This is a genomic window from Stenotrophomonas maltophilia (assembly GCF_003970865.1).
Taxonomy (GTDB): Bacteria; Pseudomonadota; Gammaproteobacteria; order Xanthomonadales; family Xanthomonadaceae; genus Stenotrophomonas; species Stenotrophomonas maltophilia_AR.
Genome location: NZ_RXLZ01000034.1, coordinates 1 through 19386, shown reverse-complemented (window position 1 = coordinate 19386; position 19386 = coordinate 1). Strand labels below are relative to the sequence as shown.

At 65.9% G+C, this 19386-nt stretch carries 27 protein-coding genes and 1 tRNA gene; 17 read left to right on the top strand and 11 right to left on the bottom strand.

Going from position 1 to position 19386, the window contains the following annotated elements; genetic code table 11:
• Positions 1–9: 9 nt before the first annotated feature.
• Both EKL94_RS12610 and EKL94_RS12605 read right to left on the bottom strand, forming a co-directional pair.
• Positions 10–273, bottom strand: a complete 264-nt coding sequence (locus EKL94_RS12610; RefSeq protein WP_126929362.1) for a hypothetical protein — start codon at positions 271–273, stop codon at positions 10–12.
• A complete protein-coding gene (locus EKL94_RS12605; protein WP_005410439.1) occupies positions 273–569 on the bottom strand; it encodes a hypothetical protein in 297 nt (98 codons plus the stop codon). The genes EKL94_RS12610 and EKL94_RS12605 overlap by 1 nt, the downstream gene beginning before the upstream one ends.
• Positions 570–998: 429 nt before the next feature.
• Between EKL94_RS12605 and thrS the strand changes: the two genes are divergently transcribed.
• From thrS to EKL94_RS12555, 11 genes are all read left to right on the top strand, one after another.
• Positions 999–2900, top strand: coding sequence for a threonine--tRNA ligase (thrS, locus tag EKL94_RS12600; protein ID WP_126929361.1), 1902 nt, complete (start codon positions 999–1001; stop codon positions 2898–2900).
• 48 nt (positions 2901–2948) lie between these two features.
• Entirely contained in the window at positions 2949–3491 is a 543-nt protein-coding gene (gene infC, locus EKL94_RS12595) for a translation initiation factor IF-3 (protein WP_079222586.1), read from the top strand.
• 266 nt (positions 3492–3757) lie between these two features.
• Positions 3758–3955: a 50S ribosomal protein L35 gene (gene rpmI / locus EKL94_RS12590; RefSeq protein WP_005410436.1), complete on the top strand. Its 198-nt coding sequence runs from the start codon at positions 3758–3760 to the stop codon at positions 3953–3955.
• An 11-nt stretch (positions 3956–3966) separates the two neighbouring features.
• The gene (rplT, locus tag EKL94_RS12585; protein ID WP_006380762.1) at positions 3967–4326 is read left to right on the top strand and encodes a 50S ribosomal protein L20; all 360 of its coding nucleotides are present in this window, start codon (positions 3967–3969) and stop codon (positions 4324–4326) included.
• A 192-nt stretch (positions 4327–4518) separates the two neighbouring features.
• Entirely contained in the window at positions 4519–5514 is a 996-nt protein-coding gene (locus EKL94_RS12580; protein ID WP_126929360.1) for a phenylalanine--tRNA ligase subunit alpha, read from the top strand.
• 85 nt (positions 5515–5599) lie between these two features.
• Positions 5600–7996: a phenylalanine--tRNA ligase subunit beta gene (gene pheT, locus EKL94_RS12575; protein WP_126929359.1), complete on the top strand. Its 2397-nt coding sequence runs from the start codon at positions 5600–5602 to the stop codon at positions 7994–7996.
• 27 nt (positions 7997–8023) lie between these two features.
• Positions 8024–8323 carry an integration host factor subunit alpha gene (locus EKL94_RS12570; protein ID WP_005410432.1) on the top strand — a complete coding sequence of 100 codons (300 nt, stop codon included), beginning with the start codon at positions 8024–8026 and terminating at the stop codon, positions 8321–8323.
• On the top strand, positions 8304–8660 hold the full coding sequence (locus EKL94_RS12565; protein ID WP_005410431.1) for a MerR family transcriptional regulator: 357 nt from the start codon (positions 8304–8306) through the stop codon (positions 8658–8660). Before EKL94_RS12570 ends, EKL94_RS12565 begins: the two co-directional genes overlap by 20 nt.
• 68 nt (positions 8661–8728) lie before the next feature.
• A tRNA-Pro gene (locus tag EKL94_RS12560) sits at positions 8729–8805 on the top strand.
• Positions 8806–8922: 117 nt separating this feature from the next.
• The gene (locus EKL94_RS22420) at positions 8923–9123 is read left to right on the top strand and encodes a hypothetical protein (protein ID WP_185830025.1); all 201 of its coding nucleotides are present in this window, start codon (positions 8923–8925) and stop codon (positions 9121–9123) included.
• Positions 9120–9461, top strand: coding sequence for a low molecular weight protein tyrosine phosphatase family protein (locus EKL94_RS12555; RefSeq protein ID WP_185830024.1), 342 nt, complete (start codon positions 9120–9122; stop codon positions 9459–9461). The genes EKL94_RS22420 and EKL94_RS12555 overlap by 4 nt, the downstream gene beginning before the upstream one ends.
• On the opposite strand, the gene EKL94_RS12550 is transcribed toward EKL94_RS12555, so the two are convergent.
• Positions 9440–9877 (bottom strand): GNAT family N-acetyltransferase, encoded by a 438-nt coding sequence (locus EKL94_RS12550; protein ID WP_126929358.1) that lies wholly within the window; start codon positions 9875–9877, stop codon positions 9440–9442. The two genes, EKL94_RS12555 and EKL94_RS12550, sit on opposite strands and share 22 nt — an antisense overlap.
• Positions 9878–9962: 85 nt before the next feature.
• Positions 9963–10478: a DUF3011 domain-containing protein gene (locus EKL94_RS12545; protein WP_126929357.1), complete on the bottom strand. Its 516-nt coding sequence runs from the start codon at positions 10476–10478 to the stop codon at positions 9963–9965.
• Between the two features lie 240 nt (positions 10479–10718).
• Here EKL94_RS12545 and EKL94_RS12540 point away from each other — a divergent pair, with 240 nt between their 5' ends.
• Positions 10719–11114, top strand: coding sequence for a hypothetical protein (locus tag EKL94_RS12540; RefSeq protein WP_012511691.1), 396 nt, complete (start codon positions 10719–10721; stop codon positions 11112–11114).
• A gap of 24 nt (positions 11115–11138) precedes the next feature.
• Here the strand turns inward: EKL94_RS12540 and EKL94_RS12535 are convergent, their stop codons facing one another.
• Positions 11139–11831 carry an aspartate/glutamate racemase family protein gene (locus tag EKL94_RS12535; protein WP_126929356.1) on the bottom strand — a complete coding sequence of 231 codons (693 nt, stop codon included), beginning with the start codon at positions 11829–11831 and terminating at the stop codon, positions 11139–11141.
• A gap of 156 nt (positions 11832–11987) precedes the next feature.
• Here EKL94_RS12535 and EKL94_RS12530 point away from each other — a divergent pair, with 156 nt between their 5' ends.
• Together EKL94_RS12530 and EKL94_RS12525 are read left to right on the top strand one after the other, a co-directional pair.
• Entirely contained in the window at positions 11988–12629 is a 642-nt protein-coding gene (locus EKL94_RS12530) for a LysE family translocator (protein ID WP_126929355.1), read from the top strand.
• 94 nt (positions 12630–12723) lie between these two features.
• The gene (locus EKL94_RS12525; RefSeq protein ID WP_005410424.1) at positions 12724–12897 is read left to right on the top strand and encodes a DUF1328 domain-containing protein; all 174 of its coding nucleotides are present in this window, start codon (positions 12724–12726) and stop codon (positions 12895–12897) included.
• 22 nt (positions 12898–12919) lie between these two features.
• Here the strand turns inward: EKL94_RS12525 and EKL94_RS12520 are convergent, their stop codons facing one another.
• The 4 genes from EKL94_RS12520 to EKL94_RS12505 form a co-directional block, all read right to left on the bottom strand.
• The gene (locus EKL94_RS12520) at positions 12920–13252 is read right to left on the bottom strand and encodes an SMR family transporter (protein ID WP_005410423.1); all 333 of its coding nucleotides are present in this window, start codon (positions 13250–13252) and stop codon (positions 12920–12922) included.
• 13 nt (positions 13253–13265) lie between these two features.
• The gene (locus EKL94_RS12515; RefSeq protein ID WP_126929354.1) at positions 13266–13838 is read right to left on the bottom strand and encodes a TetR/AcrR family transcriptional regulator; all 573 of its coding nucleotides are present in this window, start codon (positions 13836–13838) and stop codon (positions 13266–13268) included.
• An 88-nt stretch (positions 13839–13926) separates the two neighbouring features.
• On the bottom strand, positions 13927–14160 hold the full coding sequence (locus tag EKL94_RS12510; protein WP_019660549.1) for a DUF1653 domain-containing protein: 234 nt from the start codon (positions 14158–14160) through the stop codon (positions 13927–13929).
• 12 nt (positions 14161–14172) lie between these two features.
• Positions 14173–14457, bottom strand: coding sequence for a hypothetical protein (locus EKL94_RS12505; protein WP_049445791.1), 285 nt, complete (start codon positions 14455–14457; stop codon positions 14173–14175).
• A 402-nt stretch (positions 14458–14859) separates the two neighbouring features.
• On the opposite strand from EKL94_RS12505, the gene EKL94_RS12500 reads away from it, so the two are divergent.
• The 3 genes from EKL94_RS12500 to EKL94_RS12490 all read left to right on the top strand — a co-directional run bounded on the left by EKL94_RS12500 (position 14860) and on the right by EKL94_RS12490 (position 16134).
• Positions 14860–15066 carry a hypothetical protein gene (locus EKL94_RS12500; protein WP_126929353.1) on the top strand — a complete coding sequence of 69 codons (207 nt, stop codon included), beginning with the start codon at positions 14860–14862 and terminating at the stop codon, positions 15064–15066.
• Positions 15067–15199: 133 nt separating this feature from the next.
• Entirely contained in the window at positions 15200–15763 is a 564-nt protein-coding gene (locus tag EKL94_RS12495; protein WP_010486507.1) for a DUF3011 domain-containing protein, read from the top strand.
• A gap of 167 nt (positions 15764–15930) precedes the next feature.
• Complete coding sequence (locus tag EKL94_RS12490) at positions 15931–16134, top strand: hypothetical protein (protein WP_005417823.1); 204 nt, start codon at positions 15931–15933, stop codon at positions 16132–16134.
• Positions 16135–16286: 152 nt separating this feature from the next.
• Here EKL94_RS12490 and dxs read toward each other — a convergent pair whose 3' ends face one another.
• A complete protein-coding gene (gene dxs / locus EKL94_RS12485) occupies positions 16287–18194 on the bottom strand; it encodes a 1-deoxy-D-xylulose-5-phosphate synthase (protein ID WP_126929379.1) in 1908 nt (635 codons plus the stop codon).
• A 105-nt stretch (positions 18195–18299) separates the two neighbouring features.
• Positions 18300–18965, bottom strand: coding sequence for an HNH endonuclease (locus EKL94_RS12480; protein WP_019336875.1), 666 nt, complete (start codon positions 18963–18965; stop codon positions 18300–18302).
• Positions 18966–19386: the final 421 nt, after the last annotated feature.

Here is a 19386-nt window from a genome sequence, read left to right as displayed (position 1 = left end):
GGAGAGGTCTCATTGCACCGCGCCGGTCAGGCGCAGCAGCCCGAGCACGGCGAAGCCGGCGGCGGCGCTGCCGGCCAGCACCAGCCAGGCGCGCAGCGCGCTGCGGAAACTGAACGCCCACAGGGCGGCCAGCATCCACAGCGGGATGAAGGCGATCAGGGTCGGCACCAGCGCCCGCTGCCACGGACCGGGCGGCAGCCACGCCAGCAGGCCGGTGGCGGCTGTGGCGAGGAGGAAGCCGGCGATGATGCCGGCAAGGGCACGCGGCCACATCAGGGCGACTCCGTGCCAGGGCGGTGCCAGGCGGCCAGCGCCGGTAGCAGCATCGCCGCCAGCATCCAGGTGCACAGCATCGCCACCAGGCCTGCGGCAAAGCCGAGCTCGGCCATCCACAGCCACAGCGCGGCGGCAGCGGCGACCAGGCCGATCTGGCGGCCAAGGCGGCCGGCGCGGCGCAGGCGCGGCCAGCGGCAGTGCGGCGAGGCGGCATAGAAGGCCAGCGCCGAGAACATCGCTGCCAGCATGCCCAGGCTGCAGAAGCCGAGCGTGGAAAGGCCGACGGTGATCATCGCGGGCGGCCAGCGTGGCAGCGGGCCGGCGAACGCGGGGCACGGGCGGGGCCGGCGGGAGCCGGTCGGAGCGGGTGGCGCATCACAGGGTCCTGGGGGAAAGCGGGCAGGCTGGCACGGGGCAGCCTGCGGCGACATGGTAATCATTGCAATTTCACGCCGCCAGCGAGACCCATTCAGCGGACCGTACGGTAGGCCTTGGGCTTTCCCGTGCGCTGGTTTAAGATCACCGTAGAACCCTGACTGGAACAAGGTGGCCCGCGCCCAGCGCCGGCCGAGCGTGTGACATGAGCACTACGACCGCCCACTGTTGACCTGCCCCCGAAGGCCCTGTGTTCCAGGCGCCCTCGCGGCGCTTTTTTATTGCCCGGGCGCCGCCCCGGGAACGCTTTCCAGCCCGCCCCGCGGGCCCCGCACGAAGCCACTGCGATGATCAACATTACTCTTCCCGACGGCAGCCGCCGCGAATTCGAAAACCCCGTCAGCGTCATGGACGTCGCCCAGTCGATCGGCGCCGGCCTGGCCAAGGCCACCATCGCCGGTGCCGTGGATGGCGTGCTGGTCGATGCCAGCGACGTCATCGACCACGATGCCAGCCTGCGCATCATCACCGCCAAGGACGAGGAGGGCGTGGAAATCATCCGCCACTCCTGCGCCCACCTGGTCGGCCACGCCGTCAAGCAGCTGTACCCGGACGTGAAGATGGTGATCGGCCCGGTGATCGCCGAGGGCTTCTACTACGACATCTACTCCGAGCGCCCGTTCACCCCGGACGACATGGCCGCGATCGAGAAGCGCATGGGTGAACTGATCGCCCAGGACTACGACGTCATCAAGAAGGTGACGCCGCGCGCCGAAGTGATCGAGATCTTCAAGTCCCGCGGCGAGGACTACAAGCTGCGCCTGATCGAGGACATGTCCGACGACATCCAGGCGATGGGCATGTACTACCACCAGGAATACGTGGACATGTGCCGCGGCCCGCACGTGCCGAACACGCGCTTCCTGAAGGCCTTCAAGCTGACCCGCATCTCCGGCGCCTACTGGCGCGGCGACGCGCAGAACGAGCAGTTGCAGCGCATCTACGGCACCGCCTGGGCCGACAAGAAGCAGCTCGAGGCGTACATCAAGCGCATCGAAGAAGCTGAAATGCGCGACCACCGTCGCATCGGCAAGCAGCAGGACCTGTTCCACCTGCAGGAAGAAGCGCCGGGCCTGGTGTTCTGGCACCCGAAGGGCTGGGCGCTGTGGCAGGTGGTCGAGCAGTACATGCGCAAGGTGTACCGCAAGACCGGCTACGGCGAAGTGCGCTGCCCGCAGATCCTGGACGTGAGCCTGTGGCAGAAGTCCGGCCACTGGGACAACTACCAGGACGCGATGTTCTTCACCGAATCGGAGAAGCGCACCTACGCGCTCAAGCCGATGAACTGCCCGGGCCACGTGCAGGTGTTCAACCAGGGCCTGCACAGCTACCGCGACCTGCCGATCCGCTATGGTGAGTTCGGTGCCTGCCATCGCAACGAGCCGTCCGGCGCGCTGCACGGCATCCTGCGCGTGCGTGGTTTCACCCAGGACGACGGCCACGTGTTCTGCACGGAAAACCAGGTCGAGGCGGAAGTGACCGCATTCCACCAGCAGGCGCTGGCGGTCTACCAGCACTTCGGCTTCGATGAGATCCAGGTCAAGATCGCGCTGCGTCCGGAATCGCGCCTGGGCGATGACGCCACCTGGGACAAGGCCGAGGGCGCGCTGCGCTCGGCACTGTCCAGCAATGGGGTGGAATGGCAGGAGCTGCCGGGCGAGGGCGCCTTCTACGGCCCGAAGATCGAGTACCACCTGAAGGACGCCATCGGCCGTACCTGGCAGCTGGGCACGATGCAGGTCGACTTCATGATGCCGGGCCGTCTGGGCGCCGAGTACGTGGACGAGAACAGCCAGAAGAAGCACCCGGTCATGCTGCACCGCGCCATTGTTGGCTCGATGGAGCGCTTCCTGGGCATCCTGATCGAGCACCATGCCGGCCAGTTCCCGGCCTGGCTGGCGCCGACCCAGGTGGTGGTGGCCAACATCACCGACGCCCAGGCCGACTACGTCTCGGGCGTGACCAAAACCCTTGCGGAGCAAGGCTTCCGCGTCAGCTCGGATTTGCGTAACGAGAAGATCGGCTATAAAATCCGCGAGCATACGTTGCAGCGCGTGCCCTACCTGCTGGTCATTGGTGACCGCGAGAAGGAAAATGGGGCTGTGGCGGTGCGTACGCGTTCTGGCGAAGACCTGGGCAGCATGAGCCTGCAGGCCTTCATCGAGCGGCTCCACGCCGAGGGCGCGTAAGCAAAGGTCCGGTCCGGGCGCACAGGCACCCGGACCGGTTCGATACCCTTGGGAGAACGTAATATCAGCACCCCTGACAACAAACAGAACCGCAAGAATCAGGAAATCCGTGTGCCGCGCGTCCGCGTGATCGGCAGTGACGGAGAAATGATCGGCGTGTTGTCGCGCGACGAAGCGCTGTCCATGGCCGAAGATGAAGGCCTGGACCTGGTCGAAATCCAGCCGCAGGCCGATCCGCCGGTCTGCAAGATCATGGACTTCGGCAAGTTCAAGTTCGAAGCGCAGAAGAAGGCCAGCGAGGCCAAGAAGAAGACCAAGCAGGTCGAGATCAAGGAAGTGAAGTTCCGTCCGGTCACGGACGAGGGCGACTACCAGATCAAGCTGCGCAAGATGCGCGGGTTCCTCGAAGAAGGCGACAAGATCAAGGTCAACATCCGTTTCCGTGGCCGTGAAATGAGCCACCAGGAACTGGGTCGCGAAATGGCCAACCGGATCGAGACCGATCTGGGCGAGGACATCGTCATTGAATCCCGTCCGCGCCTGGAAGGGCGTCAGATGGTCATGATGATCGCGCCGAAGAAGAAGACCTGAGGCCTGACGGGCCGCCTTCCGGGGCGCCTGGCTGAATGGTTCAGGGCAAAGGGGCGCCAGTGGCGTCCCTTTGCTTTTGCTGGAAGCCGGTGAATTGCCGGCGAAAGGGTTGCAGGGGCTGGTGGCAGGGCGGTTTTGCCTGTATCATGCCCGGCTCGACCCACCCAGGACGGGTCGTACGCCGATCATGGCAGGACGGAAAGAGCGGCCCAGGCCGCCGCCAGATCAGTCAGAAACCAGGGTCATATCCCATCAAGGACATTGCAATGCCCAAGATCAAGACCAACCGGGCAGCGGCCAAGCGTTTCCGCAAGACCGCCTCGGGCAAGTACAAGTGCGGCCACGCCAACCGTAGCCACATCCTCACGAAGAAAGCGACCAAGCGTAAGCGTAATCTGCGTCAGACGGGCCATGTCCGTGCAGAAGACGCAGGCCGTCTGGACCGCATGCTCCCTTACCTCTGAGGAACTGAAAAATGGCACGAGTTAAGCGTGGCGTACAGGCGCGTCGCCGCCACAAGAAAATTCTGGATCTCGCCAAGGGCTATTACAACGCCCGTCGCAAGGTCTTCCGCGTCGCCAAGCAGGCGGTCATCAAGGCTCAGCAGTACGCCTACATCGGCCGTAAGCAGAAGAAGCGCAACTTCCGTTCGCTGTGGATCACCCGTATCAATGCGGCTGCCCGCATCAACGGCCTGAGCTACAGCCGCTTCATGAACGGTCTGCTGAAGGCCGGCATCACCCTGGATCGCAAGGTCCTGGCTGACATCGCCGTGCACGACGCAGCGGGCTTTACCGCGCTGGCCGAAAAGGCCAAGGGCGCGCTGGCGGCATAAGTCCTTCCCGATGCCGTAACCGTTCACTCGGACGGTGTCAGGTCAAGGCAATGCATGGGGAAGGGCGCAAGTCCTTCCCCATTCTTTTTTGGGTCCCGGCGAGGCCACAGCGGCAGCGCGGGGACGGCGGTGGCGACAGGGGTCGGCCCTTCGCGCATCGCGATGGCAGATCGACTGGAGTTCCGGCCCCCCATGAGCGACATCCAATCCCTCACCACCCAGGCGCTGGCCGATGTGGCCGCCGCACAGAGCCCCGACGTGCTGGAACAGCTGCGCGTGGCCCTGCTTGGCAAGAGTGGCAGCATCACCTCGCAGCTCAAGCAGCTCGGCGCCCTGCCGGCCGACGAGCGCAAGGCCGCCGGTGAAGCGATCAACCAGGCCCGCGACGCGCTGACCCGCGCGCTGGGCGAGCGCAAGGCGCTGCTGGAAGACGCGGCACTCGATGCGCGCCTGGCCGCCGAATCCATCGACATCACCCTGCCGGGCCGCAATGGCGACCGTGCCGGCCTGCATCCGATCACCCGCACCCTGGAGCGCATCACCGGCATCTTCGGCCGGCTGGGCTATGAGCTGTCGGAAGGGCCGGAGATCGAGGATGACTGGCACAACTTCGAGGCGCTGAACTTCCCGCCGCACCACCCGGCGCGCGCCATGCACGACACCTTCTACTTCGGTGACGGCCGCCTGCTGCGCACGCATACCTCCGGTGTGCAGGTGCGCTACATGGGCGACCACGCGCCGCCGCTGCGCATGATCGCCGCCGGCAAGGTGTACCGCAGCGACAGCGACCAGACCCATTCGCCGATGTTCCATCAGGTCGAAGGTCTGCTGGTGGACGAGCATTCGACCTTCGCCGACCTGAAGGGCACGCTGGCCGAGTTCGTGCGCGCGTTCTTCGAGCGCGACTTCGAGATGCGTTTCCGTCCCAGCTACTTCCCGTTCGTTGAACCGGGTGCGGAAGTGGACATCGCCTGGCAGCAGCCCGATGGCAGCACCCGCTGGCTGGAAGTGCTCGGTTGCGGCATGGTCCATCCGAACGTGCTGCGCAACGTCGGCATCGATCCGGAGCGCTACACCGGCTTCGCCTTCGGCATGGGCGTGGAGCGTTTTGCGATGCTGCGCTACGGCGTCAACGACCTGCGCGCGTTCTTCGAGAACGACGTGCGGTTCCTGAAACAGTTCGCGTAAGCGCCAGTCCGTAGCGTCGAGCTTGCTCGACTGCTTCTAAATTCGCAGGCCCAGGCGCATGCGCCGGGCCCACCAGGGTGACACCATGAAATTCTCCGAAAACTGGCTGCGCAGCCACGTCCCGACCTCCGCCTCGCGCGATGAACTGAGCGCGGTGCTGACCGCCATCGGCCTGGAAGTGGAAGAAGTGACCGCGCTGGGCGAAGGCCTCGATCACGTGGTCGTGGCACGCATCGTTGAAGCCGTGCGCCATCCGGAAGCCGACCGCCTGCAGGTGTGCAGGGTCGATGCCGGGCAGGGCGAGCTGCTGCAGATCGTCTGCGGTGCGCCGAACGCGCGCCCGGGCCTGGTCGCGCCGCTGGCGATGGTCGGTGCGCAGATCGGCGAGCTGAAAATCAAGCCGGCCAAGCTGCGCGGCGTCGAGTCCAACGGCATGCTGTGCTCGGCCAAGGAGCTGGGCCTGGACAACGATGCTTCCGGCCTGCTGGAACTGCCGGACGACGCTCCGGTCGGCCAGACCCTGGTCGAGTACCTGGGCCTGCCGGACGCCAGCATCGAGATCAAGCTGACCCCGAACCGCGCCGACTGCTTCAGCCTGCGCGGCATCGCCTACGACGTCGCCGCCGCCACCCGCAGCGAAGTGCTGGACTTCGCGGCCGACGCCATTGCGGCCGTCGGCAGCCGTGAGCTGGCCATCCAGCTCGACGCTGGCGCTGAAGCGCCGCGTTACCTGGGCCGCGTCATCGAAGGCGTCAACGCCGCTGCCAAGACCCCGCTGTGGATGGCCGAGCGCCTGCGCCGCAGCGGTGTGCGTCCGGTCTCGCTGCTGGTCGACATCACCCAGTACGTGATGCTGGAACTGGGCCAGCCGATGCACGCCTACGATCTCGGCACCCTGCAGGGCAGCATCGCCGTGCGCCGTTCGCGCGCGGGCGAGACGCTGAAGCTGCTGGACGGCCGCGATGCTGCGCTGGACGACAGCTTCCTGGTGATCACCGACGCCGATCGTGCGGTCGGCCTGGCCGGCCTGATGGGCGGCTTCGACACCCGTGTCACCGACGCCACCACCGCCGTGTTCCTGGAAGCCGCGCACTTTGCGCCGGCCGCGATCATGGGCCGTGGCCGCAAGCTGGGCCTGCACACCGATGCCGGCCACCGCTTCGAGCGCGGTGTCGATCCGGCGCTGCCGCGCACCGCCATCGAGTACGCCACCCGCCTGGTGCTGGACCTGGCCGGCGGTACCCCGGCGCCGGTCACCGAGGCCGTGCGTGAAGCCGATCTGCCGCAGTCGGCAACCATCGTGCTGCGCCGCGCCCGCATCACCCGCGTGCTCGGCATTACCATCGACGATGCTGAAGTCGAGCGCATCCTGCGCGCGCTGGGCATGGACGTGGTCGCCACCACCGACGGCTGGCAGGTGGTCGCGCCGAGCCGGCGCTTCGACATCGCCATCGAAGAGGACCTGATCGAGGAACTGGCCCGTATCCACGGTTACGAGCAGATCCCGACCACGCTGCCGGGCGGTGCCTCGCGCGTGGCGATGCCGAGCGAGACGCAGCTGGATGCACTGAGCGTGCGCCGCCAGCTGATCGCCCGTGACCAGCAGGAAACCGTCAATTTCGCCTTCGTCGACGACGCGCTGCTGAGCCAGTGGCAGCTGCGCGACGGCCTGGTGCCGCTGGCCAACCCACTGTCGGCCGAACTGGCGGTGATGCGCCCGTCGCTGCTGCCGGGCCTGGTCGCCACGCTGGGCCGCAACGCGGCCCGCCAGTTGGGCCGCGTGCGCCTGTTCGAGCTCGGCCGCGTGTTCGCCCAGCAGGCCGGAGACGCGTCGCCCGGCGAAAGCCGGCCGGCACCGCTGGAAACCCCGCGCGTGGCCGCTGCGGTGTGCGGCGATGCGCAGGCGGTGCAGTGGGGCCTGCCGACCCGCAAGGTCGATTTCCATGACCTGAAGGGCGATCTGGAATCGCTGGCGGCCGCCAGTGGCGCGCAGCTGGAGTTCCGTCCGTCGGCCCGCGCCTACGGCCACCCGGCGCGTTCGGCCGAGGTGTTCCGCGATGGCGTGTCGATCGGCTGGATCGGCCAGATCCACCCGCGCCTGACCAGGGCGATGGACATTGAAGCCGACGTCTACGCCTTCGAGCTGGACCTGGAGCCGCTGACCGCCCGTCGCCTGCCGCGTGCCGGTGAGCTGTCGCGCTTCCCGGCGGTGCGTCGTGACCTGGCGTTCCTGGTGCCTGAACAGGTGGCCTGGGCCGATCTGGCGGCCACCGTCCGCCAGGCCGCCGGCCCGCTGCTGCGCGACCTGAACCTGTTCGACCGCTATGTCGGCCAGGGCGTCGAGCCGGGATTCAAGAGTCTCGCTATGGGCTTGATTTTGCAGGACAAGTCGCGCACTCTGACGGACCGCGACGTGGATGCGGTGGTGGCCGAGGCGGTCACTGCCATCGAGCGTGAACACCACGCCCGGATCCGCGGCTGAGCGGGCAGCACTTGGGGGTAGCAGGCAATGGCATTGACCAAGGCGGAGATGGCGGAAAAGCTGTTCGACGAAGTCGGTCTGAACAAGCGGGAAGCCAAGGAATTCGTCGACGCGTTTTTCGATGTGCTGCGTGAAGCATTGGAACAGGGACGTCAGGTGAAGCTGTCGGGCTTCGGTAATTTCGATCTGCGGCGCAAGAACCAGCGCCCGGGTCGCAACCCCAAGACCGGCGAGGAAATTCCGATTTCCGCCCGTACGGTGGTCACCTTCCGTCCGGGCCAGAAGCTCAAGGAGAGGGTGGAAGCTTATGCTGGATCCGGGCAGTAACCGCGAACTACCGCCGATCCCGGCCAAGCGCTACTTCACCATCGGTGAAGTCAGCGAGCTGTGCGACGTCAAGCCGCACGTCCTGCGCTACTGGGAAACCGAGTTTCCCAGCCTTGAGCCGGCCAAGCGCAGAGGCAACCGCCGCTACTACCAGCGCCATGACGTGCTGATGGTGCGGCAGATCCGCAGCCTGCTGTACGAACAGGGCTACACCATCGGTGGTGCACGCCTGCGTCTGGACGGTCCCGATGCCCGCGAGGAATCGGCGCTGAGCAACCAGATCATCAAGCAGGTGCGCATGGAGCTGGAAGAAGTGCTGCAGTTGTTGCGCCGCTGATCCCATTTCCATCGTAATCCGCTATACTTCACGGCCCGCCGCACTGGCGGGCACATCGCAGCATCAGTCGGGGCGTAGCGCAGCCTGGTAGCGCATCTGCCTGGGGGGCAGAGGGTCGTCGGTTCGAATCCGGCCGTCCCGACCACTGTGATGAATCAAGAAGCCTGCGCAGCAATGCGTGGGCTTTTTTGTGCGTGCGGTGTATGCTGCGCGCACCTCGTATTACCGCGGCTGCTGAACCCGGTACTCACGAGAACACATCATGGAATCTGCAAGAAACCGTGGCTGGCGTCGCAGCCAGGCACGTAACCGCGGTGGCGACCGTGCCACGACCGCCTACAGCTACAAGCCCGAGAAGAACTGGAAGCTGCTGTATACGCGCGATGCCAAGCTCGCGCGCGCACGCCAGCTGGGTTTCACCTATCCGGTCCTCAGTGCCCGCCAACTGCAGGAACAGGAATGATCAACCTGCTGTTCGTCTGCAGCCGCAACCAGCTGCGCAGCCCGACCGCCGAAGCCATGTGGCGACGGCGGCCCGGCTTCACTGCACGGTCGGCCGGCACCAGCCCGCATGCGCGACGCCCCATCGACCCGGCGGACATCCGCTGGGCCGATGTCATCTTCGTGATGGAGGCCAAGCACCAGCATCGACTGCAGGCCGTGTACGCGCGGCTGCTGGAACACAAGCGCCTGCATTGCCTGGACATCCCCGACGACTACCGCTGCATGGATCCGGTGTTGATGGACCTGCTGGACGCCAAGGTGGCCACGTATCTCGATCAGCTGCCGGCAAAGCGGTAGATCAGCTCCGGATCGCCTTCGTCCAGGCCATGCACGATGCCGCTGTCGATGAAGCCCGAGGTGGCCAGCAGGCGCTGCATGCCGGTATTGGAGGCATTGGTCGAAGTGAACAGCCTGCCTTGCCCCTGCAGCGCGATGGCATGGCGCAGCAGGGTGGCACCGATACCCTGGCTGCGCTTTTCGCGCGCCACCATCAGCATTTCGACGAAGGCTTCGCCGAAGAAGTGGTGATGGATGACCATGTAGCCGACGACTTCGCCGCTGCCCTCGGCAATCTGCACGTTGCCCTTCGCCAACCATTCGCCAATCTGATCTGCCCGTCGAGGGTCGCTTGCCGCGACGCTGTCGAGTGCGATCAGCGCAGGGGCATCGGTTGGCGTCGCGTCGCGGACGCGCAGTGCGGTCGCAGCGGGCATGGTCGGACTCCTGACAGGAGGGCCCAGTCTATCGGCTCTGCCGCAGGCGCAGTCGCACCCGGCGCAGCCAGCGCGTGCTCGGCAGTCAATACACCCGGAACTCGGCCCGGCAGCCGTCGCTGACCCACACGCCACGGCGGTCCCAGCCCCAGTTGCGGTCCTCGATGCAGGTCGTCACCGATTTCTGCTTGACCAGCCGTACCTCATGGCGCACGCGAACGCGGCACTCCTTGTCCTTGTTCTCGTAGGACTCGCAGACCAGGCGTTCACCCTCGTTGTCGCGATCACGGCCGCGACCACGGCCATGCCCCGGCCAGCGGCCATGTTCGTCGGCGACGAACTCGGCGCGGCAGCCGTCGGTCACCCACAGCATGCGCCGGCTCTGGCCCCAGTTCTGGTCTTCCACGCAACGGGTCACCGACAGCTGCCTGGCCAGGTGCATGGGGCCTTCGATCGGGCATTGCGCGGTCTTGTTGAACTGCGATTCGCAGCGCAGCGCCGGAATGTGATCGGTGTCGTAGTCCTGGGCGGCCACGGTGGTGGCGGCCAGCAGCAGGGCAAGGGAGGTGCCGGTGATCGTCAGCAGCAGGCGATGGGTCATGTGCAGGCTCGGGTTGGGGCGGGCGGCAAGAATGGCCCAGTCCGAGGCTGCCGGAACGCTTCGTTCCGGAGATGGCTCAGTGGCGGTTTAGTAGTACGCGCGGGCCCATGCAGAGGCTTACATCCCGTATCATCGCTGCACATCCGATCGCATCGGTTTACACCCTCTTACATGTCTCCCACGCCGGTCGGCACAGCCTGTGGCTGTTGTCACTGGCATGCGGCCGGCGCGTGGAGGAGGATGCGCGGACCACGACGACCACAGGGGGTTGCGTTGATCAGCAGTACCGTCATTCATCGCTCGGCCGACGCAGGTGGCGCCGAGGTGCGGGTCCTGGACACTACGTTCAAGGGCAAGCATGTGTTCATTGCCTGGGGTCTGCGCGGGCCGGAACTGACCCGCAGCGCGGACCCGGCTGCCACCGTGGCTGCGCGCAAGGCATTGCATGCCGTGGCCGGGCACAGCGAAGGGCCGCGCAGCCCGGAAGTGTTCATCGCCAACCAGTCGGCGGTGGCGATCACGGTCTATCGCCTGCTTACCGAAGCGCGCTCCGGCGATGCCATCTTCTTCCTGTGCGATTCACAGGCGGTGGTCGAGTGGCTGATCACCGCGCTGGAAGTGCAGGGCGCGGATTGATTCCGCGTTCCGGCGCGCATTGATTCACGCCAGCGCCGCGTCCACGGCGGCCCGCGCATGCAGTGCAGTGGTATCGAACAGCGGCACTGCGCTGTCCTCCGGCCGTACCAGCAGCATGATCTCGGTACAGCCGAGGATGATGGCCTCGGCGCCGCGCGCCACCAGGCGCGCGATCACGCCGGCGTAAACCTGTCGTGAGTGCTCGCTGACCACACCGGCGATCAGTTCCTGGTAGATGATGTCGTGCACGCTGCGACGATCATCGGCTTCGGGTACCAGTACCTCCAGCCCGAAGCGATCCTGCAGCCGGCCGCGGTAGAAGTCCTGCTCCATGGTGAAGGCGGTGCCGAGCAGGCCCACCTTGCGTGCGCCTGCCTGCACGATGGCCTGGGCGGTGGGGTCGGCGATATGCAGCAGCGGCAGTGGGCAGGCCGCCTCGATGCGGTCGACCAGTGTGTGCATGGTGTTGGTGCAGACCAGCAGCAGATCGGCACCACCGGCCTGCAGGCGTCGTGCGGCCTCAACCATGTGGTCGCCCAGTGCATCCCAGTCGCCGTCGTGCTGCAGCTGCTTGATCGGGGCGAAGTCGACCGACCACAGCAGCAGCTGCGCCGAATGTGCGCCACCGAGGCGCTGCCGCACGTCCTCGTTGATGAGCCGGTAGTACTGGGCCGAGCTTTCCCAGCTCATGCCACCGATCAGGCCAAGGGTCTTCATGCGCAGCTCCATGCCGGGGAGCCGTCATTGCAGCACAGATGGTGCCCGGTTGCCGATGGCGGCGATCTGTAACCACCACATCCACGCTGTGCTGTATGTGCCGCGCGTTGCAGGCGCGCTCTATGCTGGTTGAGTCTTCTGAAGTGGATGTGCGCTATGGCCCTGCATACCTGGTGGTGGTTCCTCGCCACGGTGTTCGTTCTGTGTGGCACGCCGGGGCCGAACATGCTGCATATCCTCGGCCGCAGCGTCGGGCTCGGTTTCCGCGGCAGTGTGCCGGCGATGGCCGGCTGCCTGCTGGCGATGCTGCTGGTGCTGGCGGCCTCCGCAGCCGGCCTGAGTGCGCTGCTGCATTCCTCGCCGATGCTGTTCGAGGTGCTGCGTTATCTGGGCGTGGCCTATCTGGCCTGGTTGGGCCTGAAGGCATGGCGTGACAGTTGCCGGCCGGCACCACCGGTGACAGTCGATGCCGCGCTGCCGGCTGCGGCGTCGCTGGGCGCGTGGAAGGTATTCCGTGGCGGTCTTCTGGTGGGCCTGAGCAATCCCAAGCTGCTGCTGTTCGCGGCGGCGTTCCTGCCGCAGTTCGTCGACCCGTCACGCGGCCAGGCGCTGCAGTACAGCGTGCTGGTGGCGACCTTCGCCGCGTGCGAACTGTTCTGGTATGTGATGTATGCGGCCGGTGGCCATGGCCTGCGCCGCTGGTTGGCCAAGCCGTTTGCGCGACGTTGGTTCGAGCGGTTGGTGGGCAGCGTGTTCCTGGCGTTTGCCGTCGCGCTGCTGCGCTTCCGTCCGCGCTGATTCACGCCGCGCACGCGGCCTGTTCACGATTGCCGCATCGGCCACGGCCTAGCCTGATCATCCAGTACGCAGTCCCCGCGGGGAAAGGTTTGACATGATCAAGTGGGCCATCATCTTCGCCGTCATCGGTGTGATCGCAGGCGTGCTCGGCTTCGGCGGTATTGCCGGTGCCGCGGTCGGCATCGCCAAGTTCCTGTTCTGGGCCGGCATCATCATCGCGGTGGTGCTGTTCCTGCTCGGCATGACCGTAGCGAAGAAGGTCAGCTAGCGTTGATCGCGCAGCAGCGTGCTCAGTGCGCGCTGCTGCGCGAGAACAGGTTGATCACCAGTACGCCGGCGCAGATCAGGCCGATGCCGATCAACGCCGGTGCATCCAGGCGCTGCTTGAACACCACCAGCCCGATCAGCGAGATCAGCACGATGCCGACGCCGGACCAGATTGCGTAGGCGATGCCGGTCGGGATCGACTTCATGGTCATCGACAGCAGGTAGAAGCACAGCCCGTAGCCAACCAGTGCGCCCAGTGTCGGCGCCAGCCGGCTCATGCCGTCGGACGCCTTCAGCAGTGATGTGGCAATCACTTCCAGCACGATGGCAGCGGCAAGGTAGAGGTAGGGATTCATCGAGCGCTCCAGCTCACTGCGGGTCGCACAGTTTCAGGGCCTGTTCGGCCATGGCCAATGCGTTGGCACGTTCTTCCTCGTCCAGCGGACGTCCATAGGCCGTGGCCCAGTAGCCATCGGCAGCGCAGCGCGCCGCATACAGTCGGGGATCGTTGGCTTCGCCGGCGAATTCGGCCAGCATCGCGCGCTTCCAGGTACGCCAATGCGCGAGCAGGGCCGGTTCCATCAGGTTGCCCAGGGTCAGGCCGATGTCGTTGTCCTGTTCCTGCTGCAGCAGATGCTCGAAATTGGCCTGCACATAGGCGCGGCTGAAACGGCCATGGCCTTCGGGGTTTTCCTGCAGCAGGGCACGTACCCGCGTTTCGAACTCGCCGATGAGTGCGCCGATGGCTTCATCCACCAGTACCTGCTTGCTGCTGAAATGATGGAACAGCGCACCCTTGCTGACACCGGCGGCCTGCGCGACGTCCTGCACGGTCAGCGCGGCCAGGCCATTACGACCGATCACTTCAATGGTGGCCTGCAGCAGTGACTGGCGCACGCTGTCGGGCGCCTTGCGGCGCGAACGGGAGGGGGATGCGGACATGGCGGGAAGAAACCGACTGGACGGTACGATTGTAACGCAGGCCCGCCGCGTTACCGCGCGCTGCCGGCCAGGGCCGGCAGCGGAACCGTCATGCGTCGATGCGGGCGAAACGCGGTTGCGGTCCGTGCTCGCCGGGCACCTGCTCGACGAACATGGCGTACGGGCGTACCCACAGGCCACCTTCGCCATACAGCGCGCGGTACAGCACCATCGGCTGCAGGGTCTCGCTGCTGCGGACGATGTCGAGCACTTCGTACTCGCCGCCCTTGAAGTGGCGGTAGCGGCCCGGAGCCAGGGTGGGTAGCGGACTCAGCTCAGCCATGGTGGGCGCGACTCACTTGCGCGCCGGGCTGGCCGGCTTTGCGCAGTAGGCATCGATGGCCTCGGCGGTATTGGCCAGGCCCTGTGCCTGCGCCAGTTCCCACGGGCGCTCGCAACGCTGGCTGTGTTCGCACCACTGATAGCCGGCCGAACCGATGCAGCCATGCGCATCGCGATCACCGCCGACCACCGGCGTGGCCGGCGACGTGGCTGCCGCTTCGGCGTGCGTGGGTGCCTTGTCCGGGCTGGCACAGGCGGCCAGGACCAGCAGCGCGGGAATCAGAAGAAGGGATTTCATCGGCGAAGCTCCGTGCCTAAAGCAACAGTGTCGGCCGCAGGAAAAACGGCAGCAAGTGCTCAGTGCAGGGCGGCGCGGATCAGTTCCTCGATCAGCACCAGATAGCTGGCCACGAAATAGAACTTCAGCAGCGTCCAACGCTGCTGCGAGAAGAAGGTGCGCATGTGGAAGGGGCCCCTGTTGATGACGGTAGTGTGAAGCTCTGCCAACTCCGTGACAAGGGTCACGAAAGGGATTCACTAAACGGCCTCAGGGATGTGAGGGCGGCGCGGTCTGACAGTGTGGCGCGGCATTTTCGTACAAATCTGATGGGCCATCCCGGAGGCGCTCGCTAGCCTGATGGTGTACCGGCACTCAGGGCCTTCCGCTGCCGGCGTGCCTTCATTCCGCAGGAGTCTTCCAATGGTCATTACCGTTCAATGCAACGCCCGGCACTGGTCCGTGCTGGATCCGCAGGCACATGACGCCACCCGTTATGCACGGGGCGCCGAGGCCTTCGATGTCGCCACGGCGCGGGCCCTGGAGCACCATCGCCGTACCGGCCAGCGCAGCACGGTACGGGTCGAGGCGCTCGGCAATTCCGTGGACGCACTCCACGTCGGAGGTTGACGCCATCGGCCGGGGCCGCAGTCAGCCACGGTTGAGTTGTTTGAATGGGGAAAAAACCGCCGTGGGGCGCCCCCCTGTGCGCCGCGCCACGAATCCCGGATGCTTGCGCCATCGTATTCATCCGGAGATTCCGATGGGCAAGGCACTCACCTGGCGCACCCTGGCCTGCACGCTGCTGCCGATGCTGGCCGCCGCAGGCGGCGCGCAGGCGCAGAGCTATGGCTACGGTTATGACGATGATCGCTATGGCGGTCGTGATGGCGGCGGCATCGTACGCTGCGAATCGATCAAGAACCGCAGCAATGAATGCCGCCTGGAAGGCCGTGCCCGGATGATCCGCCAGTTGTCGGGTTCGCCGTGTGTCGAGGGTGAAACCTGGGGGCAATCCCGCTATGGGGTCTGGGTGACCCAGGGCTGCCGGGCTGAGTTCGTTGGCGAGTACCGCCGTGGCGGTGGCTGGGGTGGTGGCCATGGCAACGGCTGGGGCAATGGCGGCAATGGCTGGGGTGGGGGTGAGGTGATCACCTGCCATTCCAACGGCCACCGCCAGGAGTACTGCGATGCCCGCATCCGTCGTGGAGTGCGTCTGGTCCGCCAGGATTCGCGCAGTGCCTGCATCGAAGGCCAGACCTGGGGCTGGGACCGCCGTGGCATCTGGGTCAGCGACGGCTGCCGGGCGCAGTTCCAGGTGAATTGAGCGCGCCACTCGAAAATCAGAATAATCTGATACAGCTCACATTTTGAACGTCGTATCTTCTGCGATCAGGGCACCCCTGTGTGCCCCTGATCCGTCGCGATGAAGTCTGCCGTAACCGGCACGCCCGTCCCGCCACCGTCGATACGCTGCCTCAAGGAGTGAGCTGCATGTTGATCCGCCTGCAATGCGAGCAACGCCAATGGCGCGTGCTGCACCCGGACCGGCCGGAACCGATTGAGTTCCGCGATGGTGCCCGGGCCTATGATTTCGCTGAAACCCTTGCACGCCTCCACTTCGTCGACACCGGGCAGCGCGCCGCGGTGCGGGTGGAAGCCAGCGGCGCGTTCGTGGAAGCGGTCAGCTACGGCTGAGGGCTGGGCTCCCGGTCAGAGCCTGTTTCCGGAGCCGGCTATCCACGCATGGCGTGGATCTACTTTGTGTCTGCTTCCACGCATGGCGTGGATCGCCCCCTGTTCCGCAGTAGATCCACGCCATGCGTGGATCCACGGAGTGGTGATCGGCCTCAGCCTGCCGCGCTGAGCGGGGGAGTGCCGGCGGCCAGCTGCGGCCAGCGCTTGAGTACCGCTGCGCGGATGCCCGCGGCATCGATACCGGCTTCGGCCAGAAGGTCCTCACGGCTGGCGTGATGCTGGTAACTGTCGGGCAGGCCCAGGTGCAGGATCGGGCGCAGCACGCCTTCGGCATTGAGCAGCTCACCGACGCCGGAGCCGGCGCCACCGGCCACCACGTTGTCTTCGATCGTCACCAGGCCTTCGTGCTGGGCGGCGACAGCCAGCACCAGTTCGCGGTCCAGCGGCTTGATGAAGCGCATGTTGACCACGCTCAGGCCCAGTTCGCGGCCAACCTGTTCGGCGGCGGCCACGGTGCTGCCGAAGGCGAGCAGGGCGATACGACTGCCCTGCAGGCGCAGCTCGCCCTTGCCGATCGGCAGGGTGGATAGGTCGGTGCCGGCAGCCACGCCGGTGCCGGTACCACGCGGGTAGCGCACGGCGGCCGGACCCGGGTGCTGCAGGCCGGTGCTGAGCATCTGCCGGCACTCGGCTTCGTTGGACGGTGCCATCACCACCAGGTTCGGCACGCAGCGCAGGAAGCTCAGGTCGAGGTTGCCGGCATGGGTCGCACCGTCCGGGCCGACCACGCCGGCGCGGTCAATGGCGAACAGCACGTCCAGGTCCTGGATGGCCACGTCATGTACCAGCTGGTCGTACGCGCGCTGCAGGAAGGTCGAGTAGATCGCCACCACCGGCTTGCCACCTTGGGTAGCCATGCCGGCGGCGAGGGTGACCGCATGCTGCTCGGCAATCGCCACGTCGAAATAGCGCTGCGGGTATTCCTTGCTGAAGCGCACCAGGCCGGAGCCTTCGCGCATCGCCGGGGTGATGCCGTACAGGCGTGGCTCGGCGGCGGCGGCATCGCACAGCCAGTCGCTGAACACATCGGTATAGGTCGGCTTCTTGGCACCGGCCTTGGCCACCAGGCCCTTGTCCGGATCGAACGGGCCGACGGCGTGGTAACCGATCTGGTCGCCTTCGGCCGGCTCGTAGCCCTTGCCCTTGGTGGTCATCACGTGCAGCAGCTTCGGGCCCTTGGAAGCGCGCAGTGTCTTCAGCGTGGACAGCAGGGCGGGCATGTCGTGGCCGTCGATCGGGCCGGTGTAGTGGAAGCCCATTTCCTCGAACATGGTGGAGGGCACGAACATGCCCTTCCAGTGTTCTTCCCAGCGCTTCACGAAGCGCGCCGGGTTGTTCTTCTTGTCGCCGAGGATCTTCTTGCCGCCTTCGCGCAGTGCATTGAGCGTGCGGCTGCCGGTGGCACGGCCGAGCATCTTGGTCAGGCCGCCGACCGCCTCGGAAATCGACATGTTGTTGTCGTTGAGGATCACCAGCAGGTTCGGCTCCGGCTCCATGCCGCCGGCGTGCATCAGCGCTTCAAACGCCATGCCGGCAGTCATCGCGCCGTCACCGATCACCGCCACGACCTTGCGGTCGTCGCCTTCGGACTGGCGGGCGATGGCCATGCCGAGTGCCGCCGAGATCGAGGTGGAGGAGTGGCCGACGCCGAAGGTGTCGTATTCGCTCTCCTCGCGCTTCGGGAACGGCGCGACACCGTCCTTCTGCTTGACGGTGTGGATCTCGTCGCGGCGCCCGGTCAGGATCTTGTGCGGGTAGGTCTGGTGACCGACGTCCCAGACCAGCTGATCGACCGGAGTCTGGTACAGGTAGTGCAGGGCCACGGTGAGTTCGATCACGCCCAGGCCGGCGGCGAAGTGGCCACCGCTCTTGCCCACCGATTCGATGAGGTAGGCGCGCAGTTCGTCGGCAACCGCCGTCAACTCGGATTCGTCGAACGTGCGCAGGTCATCCGGTGTCTGGATGCGCGCGAGGCGGGGATAGCGGGCAGAGTCGATCATCATGTTCGCACTTTTTCTGAACGCCCATTTTCGCCCTCAAACGGGGGTGGGGCAAGCAAACGCCGCCGCCCGTGACAGGACGGTGAGGGTTGCATTTTCGGCCGTTCAGGTGCTCAGTTTTGAACGCTTGGGCAATTGCGCCTTCAGGAAGGCCATCTGGTCGGCCAGGATGTTGCGGTTGGACAGGATCAGATGCTCGATCCAGCTGGGCCGGTAGGGCACGGCCAGCAGCGGCATTCCTGCCTGCTGCGGGGTGCGGTCGCTCTTGCGCGAGTTGCAGTGGAAGCAGGCGGTGACCACGTTTTCCCAGCAGTCCAGGCCGCCCTTGGACAGTGGCATGACGTGGTCGCGGGTGAGCGTAGGCCGGTTGAACTGCTGGCCGCAGTACATGCACAGGTGGGCGTCGCGGGCGAACAGGGCCGGGTTGGTCAGGTTCGGCGTGGGGTCGATCGCGCGGGAGCGGGCATGGCCGCGCGCGGCGATGATCGGGTGCAGGTCCATGCCGCTCTGCAGGCCGCTGAAGCGGTTGGTGCCGCCGTGGATGTGCAGGCAGGGATCGCCCAGCGTCCAGGCCACCGCTTCGCGGGCGTAGAGGCACGCCGCGTCCTGCCAGGTGATCCAGTCCAGTACGCGTCCGTGGGCATCAAGCGAGAGCAGCCGGACCGAACCGGGGCGATGCAGCGTCGTGGCGTTGGGCGATGCTTCGGCGCCCGGAGCAGAAAACGGAGCTCCGGCTTCGATCAGACCCAAGCGTGTAGTGTCTGTCTCCATCGGGAGAACAGCTTATACCTGAATGTTGACGATTTGTGTATCGCCTGTCGGCGATACGCAAATCGTCAACATTCAGGTCCGCGCATTCGGCATCCCAGCCCGCCGTCGGCGGGCTGGGATGCCCACGCATTCTTCCTATTCCCCACACCTGTCGGCGCGCCCCCTTTAACAAAAGGGGGCTTTTCTCCAGAGAGGTGATCGAGGCTGTCAGGCCGGGGTCGGATCCCTTTCCGCAGGAAAGGGCTCTGACCCCTCATCCACGCCTGTCTCTTTTGCACACCTGACCCTGCCGACGACGTTACGCGTTTGGTTTTGGGGGTGGACCGCGTCTACTAGTCCATGATCGCCTGTGTCGACGTCATACCTCAGTGCACACTACACACGAAGACGGATGCCTGCAACCATCTTCGTCTGATGCATC